The 16,042-nt window shown below is 42.3% G+C and carries 15 protein-coding genes and 1 other annotated feature; of the genes, 13 read left to right on the top strand and 2 right to left on the bottom strand.

The features are described from left to right. Positions 1-130: 130 nt before the first annotated feature. From lon to CE058_RS14875, 5 genes are all read left to right on the top strand, one after another. Positions 131-2,458, top strand: a complete 2,328-nt coding sequence (lon, locus tag CE058_RS14895) for an endopeptidase La (RefSeq protein WP_048011021.1) — start codon at positions 131-133, stop codon at positions 2,456-2,458. After that, positions 2,455-3,036: a ribosome biogenesis GTP-binding protein YihA/YsxC gene (gene yihA, locus CE058_RS14890; protein WP_048011020.1), complete on the top strand. Its 582-nt coding sequence runs from the start codon at positions 2,455-2,457 to the stop codon at positions 3,034-3,036. The genes lon and yihA overlap by 4 nt, the downstream gene beginning before the upstream one ends. Positions 3,037-3,362: 326 nt before the next feature. Beyond that, positions 3,363-4,145: a transporter substrate-binding domain-containing protein gene (locus CE058_RS14885; protein WP_048011019.1), complete on the top strand. Its 783-nt coding sequence runs from the start codon at positions 3,363-3,365 to the stop codon at positions 4,143-4,145. Positions 4,146-4,227: 82 nt separating this feature from the next. Then, entirely contained in the window at positions 4,228-4,875 is a 648-nt protein-coding gene (locus CE058_RS14880) for an amino acid ABC transporter permease (protein WP_035332627.1), read from the top strand. Between the two features lie 13 nt (positions 4,876-4,888). Further along, entirely contained in the window at positions 4,889-5,626 is a 738-nt protein-coding gene (locus tag CE058_RS14875) for an amino acid ABC transporter ATP-binding protein (protein WP_163143690.1), read from the top strand. A gap of 47 nt (positions 5,627-5,673) precedes the next feature. Here the strand turns inward: CE058_RS14875 and CE058_RS14870 are convergent, their stop codons facing one another. After that, positions 5,674-6,159: a LiaI-LiaF-like domain-containing protein gene (locus CE058_RS14870; RefSeq protein WP_048011016.1), complete on the bottom strand. Its 486-nt coding sequence runs from the start codon at positions 6,157-6,159 to the stop codon at positions 5,674-5,676. A 228-nt stretch (positions 6,160-6,387) separates the two neighbouring features. Here CE058_RS14870 and hemA point away from each other — a divergent pair, with 228 nt between their 5' ends. The 8 genes from hemA (at position 6,388) to ysxE (ending at position 15,351) form a co-directional block, all read left to right on the top strand. Continuing rightward, positions 6,388-7,737 carry a glutamyl-tRNA reductase gene (gene hemA, locus CE058_RS14865; RefSeq protein ID WP_163143688.1) on the top strand — a complete coding sequence of 450 codons (1,350 nt, stop codon included), beginning with the start codon at positions 6,388-6,390 and terminating at the stop codon, positions 7,735-7,737. A 14-nt stretch (positions 7,738-7,751) separates the two neighbouring features. Beyond that, a complete protein-coding gene (locus tag CE058_RS14860) occupies positions 7,752-8,585 on the top strand; it encodes a cytochrome c biogenesis protein (protein ID WP_035332624.1) in 834 nt (277 codons plus the stop codon). 169 nt (positions 8,586-8,754) lie between these two features. Next, a complete protein-coding gene (gene hemC, locus CE058_RS14855) occupies positions 8,755-9,690 on the top strand; it encodes a hydroxymethylbilane synthase (RefSeq protein WP_163143686.1) in 936 nt (311 codons plus the stop codon). After that, positions 9,687-10,466 carry a uroporphyrinogen-III synthase gene (locus CE058_RS14850; RefSeq protein WP_163143684.1) on the top strand — a complete coding sequence of 260 codons (780 nt, stop codon included), beginning with the start codon at positions 9,687-9,689 and terminating at the stop codon, positions 10,464-10,466. Before hemC ends, CE058_RS14850 begins: the two co-directional genes overlap by 4 nt. Beyond that, on the top strand, positions 10,466-11,446 hold the full coding sequence (gene hemB, locus CE058_RS14845) for a porphobilinogen synthase (protein ID WP_076257335.1): 981 nt from the start codon (positions 10,466-10,468) through the stop codon (positions 11,444-11,446). The genes CE058_RS14850 and hemB overlap by 1 nt, the downstream gene beginning before the upstream one ends. Positions 11,447-11,500: 54 nt before the next feature. Then, positions 11,501-12,787 (top strand): glutamate-1-semialdehyde 2,1-aminomutase, encoded by a 1,287-nt coding sequence (gene hemL, locus CE058_RS14840; protein ID WP_163143682.1) that lies wholly within the window; start codon positions 11,501-11,503, stop codon positions 12,785-12,787. A 146-nt stretch (positions 12,788-12,933) separates the two neighbouring features. Beyond that, on the top strand, positions 12,934-14,199 hold the full coding sequence (gene spoVID / locus CE058_RS14835) for a stage VI sporulation protein D (RefSeq protein ID WP_163143680.1): 1,266 nt from the start codon (positions 12,934-12,936) through the stop codon (positions 14,197-14,199). Positions 14,200-14,292: 93 nt separating this feature from the next. Continuing rightward, entirely contained in the window at positions 14,293-15,351 is a 1,059-nt protein-coding gene (gene ysxE / locus CE058_RS14830; RefSeq protein WP_163143678.1) for a spore coat protein YsxE, read from the top strand. Positions 15,352-15,364: 13 nt separating this feature from the next. On the opposite strand, the gene CE058_RS14825 is transcribed toward ysxE, so the two are convergent. Further along, the gene (locus CE058_RS14825) at positions 15,365-15,556 is read right to left on the bottom strand and encodes a hypothetical protein (RefSeq protein WP_019380294.1); all 192 of its coding nucleotides are present in this window, start codon (positions 15,554-15,556) and stop codon (positions 15,365-15,367) included. A 224-nt stretch (positions 15,557-15,780) separates the two neighbouring features. After that, positions 15,781-16,037 (top strand) — a binding site (T-box leader). The last annotated feature ends 5 nt before the right edge of the window (positions 16,038-16,042 follow it).

Genomic DNA, 16,042 nt, shown 5'->3' with positions numbered 1-16,042 from the left:
GAATATCATTGAAATACGGCTTTCCGCTATTTCTCTTTAATAGACACTGCTATTTAAATACGATAGAATTGTACAAAGAAATTATTAGCAATAATGGGGTTAAAAAGATGCATTTTGGAGGTGCAATGGAATGGCGAAAAAGAAAGAAATCATCGTCCCCCTCCTGCCGCTTCGGGGCTTGCTCGTTTATCCGACCATGGTTCTGCATTTGGATGTAGGCCGTGAGAAATCGGTTCAGGCTCTGGAAAAAGCAATGGTAGATGACCATTTAATTTTCTTAACAACACAAAAGGATATATCTATAGATGAACCATCAGAAGATGATCTTTATGGAATGGGCACGCTCACACGTGTCAAGCAGATGCTCAAGCTTCCAAACGGTACAATCCGTGTTCTTGTTGAAGGGCTTAAGAGAGCGCAAATCATTGATTTTCAGGACGAAACTGTACATTATTCCGTTAGTGTGAAGGTTTTTGAGGATCCTGAGACAAAGGACGTAGAAGATCAGGCATTGATGAGGACTATGCTTGAATATTTTGAGCAATACATAAAGGTATCGAAGAAAATATCAGCCGAAACTTACTCTTCTGTAGCAGATATAGAAGAGCCGGGGCGTATGGCAGATATCATCTCTTCCCACTTGCCTTTAAAGCTAAAGGAAAAACAGGAAATACTTGAAACCATTGATGTTAAAGAGCGCATGAATCAGGTTATTGAAATCATCCATAATGAAAAAGAAGTTCTGAACCTTGAAAAAAAGATTGGCCAGCGTGTAAAAAAATCAATGGAACGTACGCAGAAGGAATATTATCTGCGTGAACAGATGAAGGCAATCCAAAAAGAACTTGGGGATAAGGAAGGCAAGACAGGAGAAATCGCTGAGCTGACGGAAAAGATTGAAAACGCCGGTATGCCTGAACATGTCCAGCTTACCGCTTTAAAAGAACTGGATCGCTACGAAAAGGTTCCATCCAGTTCAGCCGAAAGCGCGGTTATCCGTAATTATATTGAGTGGCTTGTCACATTGCCATGGTCGAAGTCAACTGAAGATGACCTGGATATTCAGAGGGCTGAGAGAATCCTGAATGAAGACCATTACGGTCTTGAAAAAGTAAAGGAACGGGTTTTGGAATATCTTGCAGTGCAAAAGCTGACGAACTCCCTTAAGGGACCAATCCTATGCCTTGCAGGGCCTCCAGGTGTCGGTAAAACAAGTCTTGCACGTTCTATTGCAACATCGCTAAATCGTAATTTCGTCCGAGTATCACTCGGCGGAGTCCGGGATGAGTCTGAGATTCGCGGACATAGACGAACTTATGTTGGTGCCATGCCTGGCCGCATCATTCAGGGCATGAAAAAGGCAGGGACGATTAACCCTGTATTCCTGCTTGATGAAATCGACAAAATGTCCTCTGATTTCCGCGGGGATCCTTCATCTGCAATGCTGGAGGTTTTAGACCCTGAGCAGAACCATAATTTTAGTGATCATTACATTGAAGAAACCTATGATCTTTCAAAGGTCATGTTCATAGCCACAGCCAATAATCTTGGCACAATCCCTGGCCCGCTGCTGGACAGAATGGAAGTTATCACGATTGCAGGCTATACAGAGCAGGAGAAGATCCACATAGCTAAAGACCACCTGCTGTCTAAGCAAATTAAAGAGCATGGTCTTTCGAAATCCCAGCTTCAGATTCGTGAGGATGGACTTCAGAAGGTAGTCCGCTATTATACCCGTGAGGCAGGAGTCCGCGGTTTAGAGCGCCAGCTGGCTACTATCTGCAGAAAAACGGCTAAAATTATTGTATCCGGGGAAAAGAAGAAAGTGATTGTGAATGCAAAAAATGCTGAAGAGTTTCTTGGGAAGCCAAAATACCGATATGGTCAGGCTGAGCTTGAAGACCAGGTTGGCGTTGCGACAGGGCTTGCCTATACAACAGTTGGCGGCGATACCCTTCAAATAGAAGTATCCCTTTCTCCCGGAAAAGGAAAGCTCGTTCTTACAGGCAAACTGGGGGATGTGATGAAAGAGTCTGCTCAAGCGGCATTCAGTTATGTTCGTTCAAAAGCTAAAGAACTGGGCATTGATGAGAACTTCCATGAAAAGCATGACATTCATATCCATGTTCCCGAAGGTGCTGTCCCGAAAGACGGCCCATCTGCCGGAATAACAATTACAACCGCCCTGGTTTCTGCTCTTTCAGGAAAACCAATCCGTAAAGAAGTGGGAATGACTGGGGAAATTACTTTAAGAGGCCGGGTGCTTCCTATTGGCGGCTTGAAAGAAAAATCTTTGAGCGCCCATCGTGCAGGATTGACGAAGATCATCCTCCCTAAAGATAATGAAAAAGACATTGAAGATATCCCTGAAAGCATCAGGGAAGAACTTGATTTCGTTTTGGTATCACATGTGGACGAAGTCTTGAAACATGCCCTGAATGGCGGTGCACAAGCATGAAAGTAACCAGCTCAGAAATAGTCATCAGTGCTGTTAAGCCTGATCAATATCCTGAAAGTGATTTGCCGGAATTTGCCCTAGCCGGCCGTTCAAACGTCGGCAAATCTTCTTTCATAAATAAAATGCTTAATCGAAGAGGACTTGCCAGAATATCCTCTAAGCCAGGGAAGACACAAACCCTGAATTTTTACCTTATTAACGAAATTCTTCACTTTGTTGATGTTCCGGGCTATGGGTATGCAAAGGTATCCAAAAAGGAACGTGAAGCTTGGGGAAAGATGATAGAAACATACTTAACAAACAGAGAGCAGTTAAAAGCAGTTGTGCTGATTGTTGATTTGCGCCATCCCCCTACAAGTGACGATGTCATGATGTACAACTTTTTAAAGCATTATGAAATTCCCTGTGTTGTAATTGCCACAAAAGCGGATAAAATACCGAAATCCAAGTGGCAAAAACATATGAAAATCACGAAAGAAACATTGGATATCGATCCGAATGATCAGATCATTATGTTTTCCTCTGAAACAGGTTATGGGAAAGACCAGGCCTGGTCGGCATTAAAAAGCTATATGTAAATAAAAATCCCGCAGCATTTGCAGCGGGATTTTTTATTTTCTCCATTCAGGTCTTTCGTCCTGGAAATGGGTATTTGAGATAACCTGTATTTCACTGCGCATTTGTTATTAACTGTATATTAATTTTGTCGAAAGGTAAGGAATCTCAAGGATACGGGAGAATATGGAGTTATGTTGGAGTCTGCAGATGATCAGTTAATGAGAACAGCTTATATACTTTTATTTCATAAATTATCATAAAATATGAATTTTGAGAATATTCATAAATGATGATAGAGTTAAAGGGCACATAAAAAAGAGAGATACTGAAGGGGGAATTTAGACTAGTGAGACATTGGTTAAAAGGAATCATAGCAGCTGCTTTTGTATTGGTCCTGGCTGCATGCGGATCAGAGGAAGCTTCTAAAAGCGGAATGGATCTAGTAGACGAAGACAAATTTACATATGCGGCTTCGGGAGAGTTCAAACCTTTTAGTTATACAAATGATGATGGAAGCATGAGCGGCTTTGATATTGATGTAGCAGAGGCTGTAGCAAAAGAACTCGGGCTTGAGCCGGTTCAGAATAAATTTAAGTTCGGCGGTATAGTGGAGGGAGTTAAGTCAGGCCGTTTTGATGCAGCGGTAGCCAGCCACACTATTACTGAAGAACGTTTGAAAGCAGTCAATTTTTCAACTCCATATTACTATTCAGGCCCGCAAATATATGTGCGTCCGGATAGCACGATTGAGACACTGTCTGATCTTGAAGGCAAGGAGATTGCAGTATCAAAAGGATCAACATACACATCAAATGCAGAGGAAGTGACAGATAACATTCAGTTTTATGACAGTGATGTTGTCGCCCTGGAAGCATTGAGCAAGGGAAAACATGATGCTGTTATCACTGATTTTGTTACAGGCAAAGAAGCAATTGGCGCCGGAATGAAAATTGAAGGCAAAGAGCTGCTTGGCCGCAGTGAGCAGGCAATTGCAGTTGCAAAGGATAATAAAGAGCTGCTCGAAAAAGTGAATGAAGCTCTTGAAACACTTCGCGAGAATGGAACACTCACAGAAATCAGCAAAAAATATATCGGTGAAGATATAACAGTTGATCCTGAGAAGGAATAACATTGCGGGCGGATGTGTATTAGACATTCGCCTGTTTTGTTTTTTTACACAGAATGAAATTGCCATCTGAAGGGGGATTTTTGTGGATTTATTTACAAAGTTTATTGATACATATCCCGTATTTTTAAAGGGGATGCTCTTAACCTTTCAATTAACCATTGTATCGGTGTTTATTGCTATTTTTATCGGGTTGTTTTTTGCTTTTTTAAAGATATCAAGAGTGAAAGTTCTGGAATGGATTGCAGACATCTATATTTTTCTTGTGAGGGGAACGCCTCTTGTTGTCCAGATATTCATTTTCTATTTCGGATTGACAGCGCTGGATATTTCACAGTTTTGGTCGGTTGTGCTTGGACTTGCTTTTCACAACGGTGCCTATATAGCCGAAATTTTCAGGGGCTCCATTCAATCCATCGACAAAGGACAAATGGAAGCAGGACGTTCACTGGGTATGACTGCCGGCCTTGCGATGAGAAGAATCATTCTTCCTCAGGCATTCCGCCGGGCTATGCCGCCTCTTGGGAATCAGTTTATTATTGCATTGAAGGATTCCTCACTGGCTTCCTTCATCGGCATGTACGAGCTCTTTAACGTGGCAACAACATATGGTTCCAATGAATATGACTACATGAGCTATTTGCTGATTGTAGCTGTTTACTATTTAGTACTTGTACTTATTTTCTCCATCCTTGTAAATATGATTGAGAAAAGAATGGCAAGCAGTGATTGAGGAGGAATGAGGAATGAGTGAATCGTACATGATCAAGGTAGAAAAATTGAACAAATCATTCGGGGATCTCCATGTCCTGAAAGACATTGACATAACAGTGAAGGAAAGCGATGTTGTTTGCCTGATTGGTGCCAGCGGGTCCGGAAAAAGCACACTGCTCCGCTGCTTGAACTTTCTTGAATTAAAGGACAGCGGCAATATCATTTTTGAGGGTGAAAAGGTTGAGAAAGAAACACATGACCTAAATAAAGTAAGAGAAAAAGTAGGAATGGTCTTTCAGCATTTTCATTTATTTCCTCATATGACTGTTCTCGAAAATGTGATGGAAGCACCTTTGCATGTGAAAAAGCTTCCTAAGGATCAAGTGAAAAAAGATGCCCAGGAGCTATTAAAAAAAGTTGGGCTTTCTGACAAGGAGAATGTATACCCATCAAAACTTTCAGGCGGACAAAAGCAGCGTGTAGCCATTGCAAGGGCACTGGCGATGAAGCCCGATATCATGCTTTTTGATGAGCCGACATCGGCACTGGATCCGGAGCTGGTGGGGGAAGTGCTTTCCACAATGAAGGAGCTGGCCCTGGAAGGCATGACAATGGTCGTCGTCACGCATGAAATGGGCTTTGCAAGAGAAGTGGCAGACTGGGCTGTCTATATGCATGACGGAAGAATTGTGGAAGTGGGACACCCGGAGGACTTGTTTAACAATCCAAGAGAGCAGAGAACCAAAAATTTCTTGGATTCGGTTCTTTAGACAGTTTGAATGGTAAAAGACAGGGAAAAGCTAAATATCCCTGTCTTTTATTTTTTCTTTGATAATAAAAAATATAATCCAATTAACATTAATAGGATTGGCCAAAACTGCCAAACATCAGAGACGCCATTTTCAAGAAGTCCCATCCACTCAGCTACTCTGTCATAAAACAGGAGCAATGCGGCAAGAATTAAGAATAAGATGCCCTGGAATAATCCTGCACCTGTTTTCTGATGCCGAAGGAGGAAGCCGAGAGCAATTATAAGAATGAATGTACCAATATGATCCGGCCAAATTTCGAGGCGGTTCACCACATGAAAATGCAGGCCAAATCCGGTTAAAATAACCCCTGGCAATATGGAGTCATAATCCCTGGCGCCATATCCCTGAGTTAAAAAAGCTGCTCCGACGATAATGAGAAGAGTCGGCCAGGAATAATAAGACTGTAAGGCAGTAAATCCGCTCTGCTGGAGAAAAAAGTAGGCTCCAAATCCGAGTAAAATAATTCCGGGGAAAATACGCTGATTTTTCATGAAAAACACCACTTCCAATAAGGTTCACTTGAATCCGGCAAGTTTTTTTGTTACTGTACATAAGGGAGTATTTGTCTATTTTAAGATTACCTTAATACAAGGCTCCTGTTTAAAATATAGTATCATATGTGTTCATTATCTGTTCACATTTAAGCATTAATTGAAAAAATAGAAATGATATAATTAATATTAATGAACTAGGCAATAATTCTGGGGGTGTCAATTTCAATGCATATCTTAGTCGTCGGTCTTAACTATAAAACTGCCCCTGTTGAAATCCGTGAACGTCTAACCTTTAATCCTTCACAATTGGGCGAGGCAATGAAGACTTTAAATGACAAAAAAAGCATTTTAGAGAATGTCATTCTGTCTACTTGCAATCGGACCGAAATTTATGCAGTTGTGGACCAGCTTCATACTGGCCGCTATTATATAAAGGAATTTTTGGCAGAACATTTCAATATGGATCAGAATGAATTTTCTCCATTCCTATTTATTTATGAAGGGGATGGGGCAATAGAGCATCTATTCAAAGTAGCATGCGGCCTAAACTCCATGATCCTTGGCGAGACACAGATTTTAGGACAGGTAAGGTCTAGTTTCCTGGGAGCTCAATCGGAAAATTCAACCGGTACCGTCTTTAACCACTTGTTTAAGCAGGCAGTAACGCTTGCTAAGCGTGCACACTCCGAAACGGAAATAGGAGCAAATGCAGTATCTGTCAGCTATGCAGCAGTGGAACTGGCTAAGAAGATTTTTGGATCACTCGAAAATAAACATGTTCTAATATTAGGAGCCGGTAAAATGGGTGAGCTGGCAATACAAAATCTTCATGCCAACGGAGCCAGCAAAGTAACAGTAATTAACCGTACATTTGAAAAAGCACAGAATCTTGCAAGCCGCTATGCGGGCCAGGCAAAAACGCTGCATGAGCTTCAGTGTGCTCTTGTTGAAGCTGATATTTTAATCAGTTCTACAGGGGCCAAAGAATTTGTTGTCACAAAGGATATGATGGCTTACGCAGAAAGAATGCGTAAAGGCAAGCCTCTATTTATGGTTGATATTGCTGTTCCAAGAGACCTGGATCCGAAACTGGCAGACCTGGACAGTGTTTTCCTATATGATATTGATGATCTTGAAGGCATTGTTGAAGCGAACCTTCAGGAGCGTAAAAAGGCAGCCGAAAAGATTCAGCTTATGATTGAAGGAGAGATTGTTGAATTCAAGCAATGGCTGAACCTGCTTGGTGTTGTTCCGGTCATTTCCGCCTTGCGTGAGAAAGCACTGGCTATACAGAGTGAAACCATGACAAGCATTGAAAGAAAGCTGCCGCATTTGAGTGATCGTGATAAAAAAGTGCTGAACAAGCATACAAAGAGCATTATCAATCAGCTATTAAAGGATCCTATTTTACAAGCCAAAGAAATGGCTGGACAGAAAGATTCCGAACAGGCATTAGATTTGTTTGTAAAAATCTTTAATATAGAAGAACTTGTTTCAGATCAGCAGAACGTGCACGCAGCAGCTAAACCAAAGCACGCATTCGCTCAATCACAGCAGACTTCCTTTCAATCATAAAAGGGGTTCTGTCCATGTTTGACATCTATATGACACGGCTGCATGAATTCACGGTGGTTCTGTATGCCTTGTGTGTCTTATTATATTTTATTGATTTTCTTCATCATAACCGGAAGGCGAATAGAATTGCCTTCTGGTTACTTGCATTTGTATGGGTGCTTCAAACGGTGTTCCTAATTCTTTATATGATTAATACAGGAAGATTTCCCGTATTGACCATTTTTGAGGGCCTGTACTTTTATGCCTGGGTGCTTATCACTCTTTCTTTGGGAATTAACAGGCTGCTTAGAGTTGATTTTATCGTCTTTTTTACAAATGTTCTTGGCTTTATCATAATGGCGATCCATACATTCGCACCTGTGCAGATTGACTCGGCTGTCAAAGCACAGCAGCTCATATCAGAACTGCTGCTGATTCATATAACAGTTGCGATACTTTCATATGGAGCCTTCTCGCTCTCCTTCGTTTTCTCATTGCTGTATCTTATTCAATATGATTTGCTGAAAAGGAAAAAGTGGGGAACGAGGCTGCTCCGGATAACGGATTTGTCAAAGCTTGAACATATGTCCTATGTATTAAATGTAATCGGTGTACCTATGCTGATGATAAGTTTAATTTTAGGCATCCAGTGGGCATACATTAAACTGCCGCATATGGTCTGGTATGACTCCAAGGTAATCGGTTCATTCATTGTCCTGGCTTTATATAGTATTTATCTCTATATGAAAGTAGGAAAGGGCTTATATGGAAAATCTTTAGCACTCTGGAATTTAGCATCATTTTTAATTGTACTAATTAACTTCTTTTTATTCGGCAAACTTTCATCTTTCCATTTTTGGTATTCATAGAAAAGCGGAGGCGACTGTTCAGCCCCGACAAGCATAAGATGGTCTGCGGCCGCGGCGCAGTTTGCCGCAGAGCAGAACAGCTTATGACCTCGAGGGGCTAGGAGCCGGAGCTGGACAAAGAAAAGCGGAGGCGGCTGTTCGCTGCCAGACATAATTGCAGGAGGCTGTCATGAGAAAAATAATTGTAGGTTCAAGACGAAGCAAGCTGGCATTAACTCAGACCAACTGGGTGATCAGCCAATTGAAAAACATCGATCCATCCTTTGAATTTGAAGTGAAGGAAATTGTCACAAAAGGTGATAAAATAATTGATGTTACCCTTTCAAAGGTCGGAGGAAAAGGTTTATTCGTAAAGGAAATTGAACAGGCCATGCTTGATGAGGAAATTGATATGGCTGTACATAGCATGAAGGATATGCCTGCTGTTCTTCCGGAAGGTCTGACAATTGGAAGCATTCCGGAAAGAGAAGACCACCGGGATGCACTCATTTCAAAAGGGCATATCAAACTGAATGACTTAAAGCCGGGATCTACAATTGGAACAAGCAGCCTGCGCAGAGGGGCACAGCTTCTGGCGCAGCGTCCTGATCTCGAGATTAAGTGGATCAGAGGAAACATAGATACCCGATTATCCAAACTGGAAACGGAAGAATATGATGCGATCATTCTTGCGGCAGCAGGACTATCCAGGATGGGCTGGGCATCGGATGTTGTTACGGAATTCCTGGAGCCGGAAATCTGTGTGCCGGCAGTTGGCCAGGGAGCACTTTCCATAGAGTGCCGTGAAAGTGATAAGGAGCTTCGGGCATTGCTGGATAAATTCACATGCCCTGAGACGAACCAGACTGTGCGTGCAGAGCGTGCGTTTCTGCATAAGATGGAAGGCGGCTGCCAGGTTCCGATTGCAGGGTTTGCAACAATTAATGAAACAGGGGACTTGGAGTTAACAGGACTTGTAGGCTCTCCTGATGGAAAAGTGATTTATAAGGAGACATTAACAGGTTCAAGCCCGGAAGAGCTTGGTGTTAAGGTGGCTGTTAAGTTAACCGAACAGGGAGCTAAAGAGCTTATCGATAGGGTAAAAGAGGAGCTTGACGGGCAATGAAACGGACTTCCCCTTTAGAAGGCATGAATGTTCTGGTGCCAAGAGGGAAAAAACAGGCTCAGTCCTTTTCAGCTCTTATCCGAAGCTATGGGGGGACGCCGGTTGAGATCCCCCTGATTGCATTCGAGCCTTTGCGGGATATAGCTTTATTTCAGGCCCATAAGCAAATTCATACTTATGACTGGGTGATATTCACCAGCAATACGGCTGTGGATGCTTTTTTTGAAAATTTTAGTCTAAGCAGCCCCTTCCCTAAAATAGCGGTTATCGGCGAGAAAACTAAGAAGTCGCTTGCCGACAAGGGATTAAAGGTGCAGTTTGTGCCCGGAGAATATGTTGCTGAAGGGTTTGTTGAGGATTTTTTGCCATTAGTAGAAAAAGGGATGAAGGTATTGATCCCTAAAGGAAATCTGGCACGTGACTATATCGCAGCATCTCTCTCAGAAAAGGGTGCAAATGTGGATGAAATTATTGTTTATAAAACTGTTTTTCCACGTGAAAGCATCAGTCTGCTAAGAGATCAGCTTTCAGGAAAAGGGGTAGACATTCTTCCTTTCACCAGTCCTTCCACAGTGGATCATTTTATGGGGGCTGTTAAGGAGCTTGGATTTCTGACTGCTGTAAAAGACAGTGTGGTGGGCTGTATCGGCCCTGTGACTAAAGAACGTGCAGAGGCATATGGCCTGCAGGTACATGCTGTTCCGGAAGAATATACAGTACATAGCATGCTTAAGAGCATTATTAGATACTTAGCAGAAACCAGGAGGGAAAATTAATGGATCTTCAATTTAATAGGCATAGACGTCTTCGTAAAAGTCCGAATATGAGAGCGCTTATCCGTGAAAACTTCTTGCGTACAGAGGATTTAATTTATCCGATTTTTGTGGCAGAAGGAGAAGGCATTAAAAGAGAAATACCTTCAATGCCGGGCATCTTCAATTTATCGCTGGATCATCTCGAAGAGGAAATGAACGAAGTCGTTTCTCTTGGAATAAAATCCGTTCTCTTATTTGGAATTCCTAAAGAGAAAGATGCATGTGGGCAGCAGGCTTATCATGATCATGGAATCGTACAGGAAGCTACCAGATTTATTAAAGCTAAATTTCCGGAAGTCATCATTATTGCTGATACTTGCCTTTGCGAGTATACCGACCATGGCCACTGCGGTTTAATTGAAAATGGGGAAGTGCTGAATGATGCATCTCTGGAACTGCTTGTGCAGACGGCTGTAAGCCAGGCTAAAGCAGGAGCAGATATTATTGCCCCATCAAATATGATGGATGGGTTTACAGCAGCCATCCGGGCAGGTCTTGATGAAGCCGGATTTGAAGATATTCCTGTTATGTCTTATGCAGTTAAATATGCATCTGCATTCTATGGTCCTTTCCGGGATGCAGCTGACAGCACACCGCAATTTGGCGACCGTAAAGCATATCAGATGGATCCTGCCAACCGCATGGAAGCCATGCGCGAAGCTGAATCTGATTTAATGGAAGGGGCAGACTTCCTGATAGTTAAGCCGGGAATGCCATATTTGGACATTGTGCGGGACGTTAAGAACAACATCAATCTGCCAATTGTGATTTATAATGTGAGCGGTGAATATTCAATGGTTAAAGCTGCGGCACAAAACGGCTGGATCGATGAACAGAAAATAGTTATGGAAATGCTTACAGGCATGAAGCGTGCAGGAAGTGATTTAATCATTACTTACCATGCAAAAGATGCTGCAAGGTGGATTAAGGAACAAGGATAAAACTGCAGATCATTAGTTAATGAAACTCCTTATTAAATAGAAAAGAGGGATGACATGCGCTCTTATGAAAAATCTAACAAGGCTTTTAAAGAGGCAAGCGAATTGATGCCTGGAGGAGTAAACTCTCCTGTACGTGCCTTTAAATCGGTTAATATGGATCCCATTTTTATGGAACGCGGACGCGGCTCTAAAATCTACGATATCGATGGCAATGAATATATCGATTATGTATTGTCCTGGGGCCCCTTAATTCTGGGTCATACGAATGAACGTGTGGTCGAGGGTATTAAGAAAGTGGCTGAAATGGGGACAAGCTTCGGAGCTCCAACTGAAATTGAAAACGAACTTGCTAAGCTTGTTATTGAGCGCGTCCCATCCATCGAAGTGGTGCGGATGGTTTCTTCCGGAACAGAAGCTACCATGAGTGCTTTAAGACTTGCCCGAGGATATACCGGCCGGAATAAAATAATGAAATTTGAAGGCTGCTATCATGGCCACGGCGATTCTCTTCTAATCAAAGCCGGCTCAGGTGTAGCAACATTGGGGCTGCCTGACAGTCCGGGAGTTCCTGAAGGTGTTGCTAAAAACACGATTACAGTTCCTTATAATGATCTTGAAAGTGTAAGATATGCCTTCGAGCAATTCGGAGATGATATCGCAGGTGTGATTGTGGAGCCGGTAGCTGGAAATATGGGAGTCGTTCCTCCACAGCCGGGCTTCCTTGAAGGCTTAAGGGAAATTACAGAGCAAAACGGATCCCTGCTTATTTTTGATGAAGTAATGACCGGATTCCGCGTTGGCTACAATTGTGCGCAGGGCTATTTTGGGGTGACTCCGGACATTACATGCCTTGGAAAAGTTATTGGCGGCGGTCTCCCAGTCGGTGCATATGGCGGAAAATCTGAAATAATGAAGCAGATTGCACCAAGCGGCCCAATTTACCAGGCAGGAACATTATCAGGAAATCCTCTTGCCATGACAGCCGGTTTCGAGACTTTAAGCCAGCTGACACCGGATTCCTACAAAGAATTTGAACGAAAAGCAGACAGACTGGAAGAAGGGCTTAAGGCAGCTGCAGAAAAATATGATATTCCGCACACCATCAACCGTGCCGGATCCATGATCGGCATCTTCTTTACAAATGAAGACGTTATTAACTATGAAAAAGCCAAAACATCCAACCTTGAATTCTTTGCAGAATACTACAGGGAAATGGCAAACCAGGGAGTCTTCCTGCCGCCATCCCAATTTGAAGGACTCTTCCTCTCAACTGCACATACAGATGAGGATATCGAAAAAACAATCCTGGCTGCTGAACAGGCATTCTCCAAATTAAAATAAGCAAAACCTGACACTCATCATTTTTGATGAGTGTTTTTTCATATTCCCATTAAGCGCTATTTTTCTAATCATAAAGTATCCTCATTCCTCATAGGATTGTTAATGACATAGTGATTAAACGCAAAGATTCGAAGGGAGGAGTCGCTTTGTCTCAGGGGAATCCATCGTGCTTACGATTTTCTTTAGAAGAATCAGTATGGTTTCAAAAAGGACAGGAAGTATCAGACCTGATTTCCATCTCGTTAGACCCCAATATAACAATTCAGGAAAGCGATCAATATGTAACAATCCAGGGAGCACTGGAACTGGCGGGTGAGTATAGACGCAGCGATGAAGAAGCATCCGAGGAAGAACAGGAGGATTTTGCAGTTACCAAGTTCGTTCAGACAATCGAAGAACGGGGAGAAGGAATTTGTGAATTCAAGCACTATTTTCCTGTCGATATCACCATTCCGAATAATAGAATCCAAAGCATTTACGATATTGACGTTTCGGTAGAGTCCTTCGATTATGTTTTGCCGGAAAGAAGCTGTATGAAGCTGACAGCTAATTTAACCATAACAGGACTATATGGTGATCAGCAGCATGTGCCTGTTCAAGTATGGGAGGAAGAAATTGAACCTGAAAGTGAAGAATTAGAGCCTCTGTACAGATCTCCTGAAGCGGTGGAGGAGACAGAGGAAGAAGAGCCGATTCTGCAGGAATGGCCGTCTTATCAGCAGGAAGAACAGGAGCAGGAGCAGGAGGAAGAAAGGGAGGAACAGGCATCCACTGAACAGGTATTCGCTGGTGCCGAGGAAGATATACGGGAAGAGGAACAGCTGGAAGAGCAGCCGGAAACAGCTGAGGTATATATCCCATTTGAGGCAGAAGCAAGAAAGCAGCCTGAAACGGAAGAGCAGGAAGTCATCAAACCTGCAGTGCCGGCAGCGCTTGAAGTAACACAAGACCAGCCGCAAGAAGAACAGACGCAAAAAACTGCACCGGAAATATCTTTCTCTTCTCAGCGCAGTGAAGAGGACACACCGCCAACTGCACAGGAAATTTATCAAATGACGGAAGCATCCGAATCGGATAGCCCCTCTTTTGAAAAGAAACCTGTCCAGGCAGCTGCACAGGAAACCCCTGAGGAAACAGAGGAATCATCATCCTCTTCAGAACAGGAAGCTAAGAAAAAGAAAATCTCCAAAAAGAAAAGCATGTCGTTAACTGAGTTTTTTGCCCGCAAGGAAGAGTCGGAAGAACATGTTAAACTCAAAGTTTGCATTGTACAGAACGGTGACACAATTGATGCCATTGCTGAAAGGTATGATATACCGGCTCAGCAGCTATTAAGGGTGAATCATCTGGAAATTAATCAGGATATTTATGAAGGGCAAGTGCTGTACATTCCTGTTGCGGTAGCCCATTAAAAGGTTAAAAGGCTGAGCAGGTATTGATAACCCGCTCAGCTATTTTCGTTTGGCCAACATATATTTTTTCATTCTGGAAAGTGAGTGGTTAAGGTGGAAGAAAAAAATCGGCTGCAGAAAGTCTCTCCCATTTTAAAACATTATTCATTAGAGCCGCATTTTGTAGAGGATTTTGGGAGAGTTCAGAAGATTTACAGCAGCAAAGGTGTGTTTGCTTTGAAGAAAATAAAGCCACAGCGTGGAGCGGATTTTATAAGGCATGTACAAACACTTTTTCAAAAAGGCTATAACAGAATAGTTCCTATTTACCCAACGGTGGACGGGAGATATGCTGTGCTCCATCAGAATGAATTATTTTATTTAATGCCCTGGATGTCCAATGAAGAAAAGGAAAACAGATTTGAGCGGCATCAGCAGATGATTAGGGAATTGGCAAGACTCCACACATTGTCCTCACGGGAAGTACCTATAAAAAAAGAAGACCGTACTGAACATTACGAAAATACCTTACAGGAATGGGAGAAGGAAAAGGAGTTTTTGGAGGGATTCATCGAGGCCTGCGAACGAAAAGAGTATTTGTCTCCTTTTGAGCTAATGTTTTCCCTATACTACCATGATGTCAGCCAGGCACTAAAATTCTCAACAAACAAATTTAAGGATTGGTATGAAAAAACAAAGGAAAGTGAAAAAGCACGTACGGTCATCATTCATGGAAAAGTTTCAACCGAACATTTTTTATACGATGATAGGGGATATGGCTACTTCACAAATTTCGAAAATGCAAGACAGGGATCGCCGCTCCATGATTTGTTGCCGTTTTTATCAAGAACACTGAAAACATATCCAAAAAGATCGGAAGAATGTGTAGAATGGATATACACATATATGAAGTACTTTCCCTTCAGGGACGACGAGATGCTGCTGTTTCAAAGCTACTTTGCTCATCCGGGTCCGATTATCAAAGCTTGCGAACAATATTATAAAGGTGAAGGAAAGAGAGGAGAAAGAAAGGCGGTTCAGCATCTGCAAAGGCAGTACTGGCTTTTAAAAAATATTGAATATGCTGTTATGAGAATCGATGAGATTGAGAGGCAAAAGCAGGAAGCCAAAGCGGCAGCAGAAGCTCAGACACAGGAAGGAGCCCAAAGCTGAAGAAAGCGGGCTCCTAAACCAATTGAAGATGAAAGGCGATAGCGATCAGGATGAACAGCGAGAGCAGCAGTACATCGAAGGTAGTAGGCAATAATATGGTTCTTATGCCTTGAAAAACACAGAACGGGATTATGAATTGTGCACATACATTCCTGAAAGTTCTTAACCAGGGAGGCAGTGTGTATGGATTATATTTTCTTCTCATTTGTGCATACCCCTTTTCCCAATGTTCTTATATATATCCTATGATTCTTTTTTCCGTAAAGTGCCTATTTTCATTTTTTCCCCTATAAGGTTCACGCACCCGGCAATGAATAAGAGCAGATTAATCAGCACTTCAATGGAGACAGTGAATAATATATAAAAAACTGGGATATCCTTATTGACTATAACAGTCTTTTTTCGGTAGTATATTTTATATAACTTTATATCGATGCTAAGACAGGGAAGAGTACAATGGCCATTTGCCTTTTAGAGAGGAAAACCGGCAGCTGAAAGGTTATCCAGGCAGAACCGTTGGAAGGTCGCCCCAGAGCATCTTTTGCGAAAGGCTTAAGCCAAGTAGTAAAAGACGGGAAATCCGTTATCTGCATAAGTGTCAATCACTATAAGAATGTCTTTTGGGGATTTTCTATAGTGGTTGAAAAAAAGGTGGTACCGCGAAACAAACTCCATTCGTCCTTTTATGGCG

The organism is Bacillus sp. 22-7 (assembly GCF_010628845.1).
Lineage (GTDB): Bacteria > Bacillota > Bacilli > Bacillales > Cytobacillaceae > Cytobacillus > Cytobacillus firmus_B.
This window is presented reverse-complemented; position numbering and strand designations above follow the sequence as displayed.

Bases quoted from the DNA above. Each gene is read 5' to 3' on its own strand.
- CE058_RS14860 (WP_035332624.1), top strand. From the start codon at position 7,752: ATGTTTGACATCTATATGACACGGCTGCATGAATTCACGGTGGTTCTG.
- lon (WP_048011021.1), top strand. From the start codon at position 131: ATGGCGAAAAAGAAAGAAATCATCGTCCCCCTCCTGCCGCTTCGGGGC.
- hemC (WP_163143686.1), top strand. From the start codon at position 8,755: ATGAGAAAAATAATTGTAGGTTCAAGACGAAGCAAGCTGGCATTAACT.
- CE058_RS14875 (WP_163143690.1), top strand. From the start codon at position 4,889: ATGAGTGAATCGTACATGATCAAGGTAGAAAAATTGAACAAATCATTC.
- CE058_RS14850 (WP_163143684.1), top strand. From the start codon at position 9,687: ATGAAACGGACTTCCCCTTTAGAAGGCATGAATGTTCTGGTGCCAAGA.
- CE058_RS14870 (WP_048011016.1), bottom strand. From the start codon at position 6,159: ATGAAAAATCAGCGTATTTTCCCCGGAATTATTTTACTCGGATTTGGA.
- yihA (WP_048011020.1), top strand. From the start codon at position 2,455: ATGAAAGTAACCAGCTCAGAAATAGTCATCAGTGCTGTTAAGCCTGAT.
- CE058_RS14825 (WP_019380294.1), bottom strand. From the start codon at position 15,556: ATGAGAAGAAAATATAATCCATACACACTGCCTCCCTGGTTAAGAACT.
- hemB (WP_076257335.1), top strand. From the start codon at position 10,466: ATGGATCTTCAATTTAATAGGCATAGACGTCTTCGTAAAAGTCCGAAT.
- hemA (WP_163143688.1), top strand. From the start codon at position 6,388: ATGCATATCTTAGTCGTCGGTCTTAACTATAAAACTGCCCCTGTTGAA.
- hemL (WP_163143682.1), top strand. From the start codon at position 11,501: ATGCGCTCTTATGAAAAATCTAACAAGGCTTTTAAAGAGGCAAGCGAA.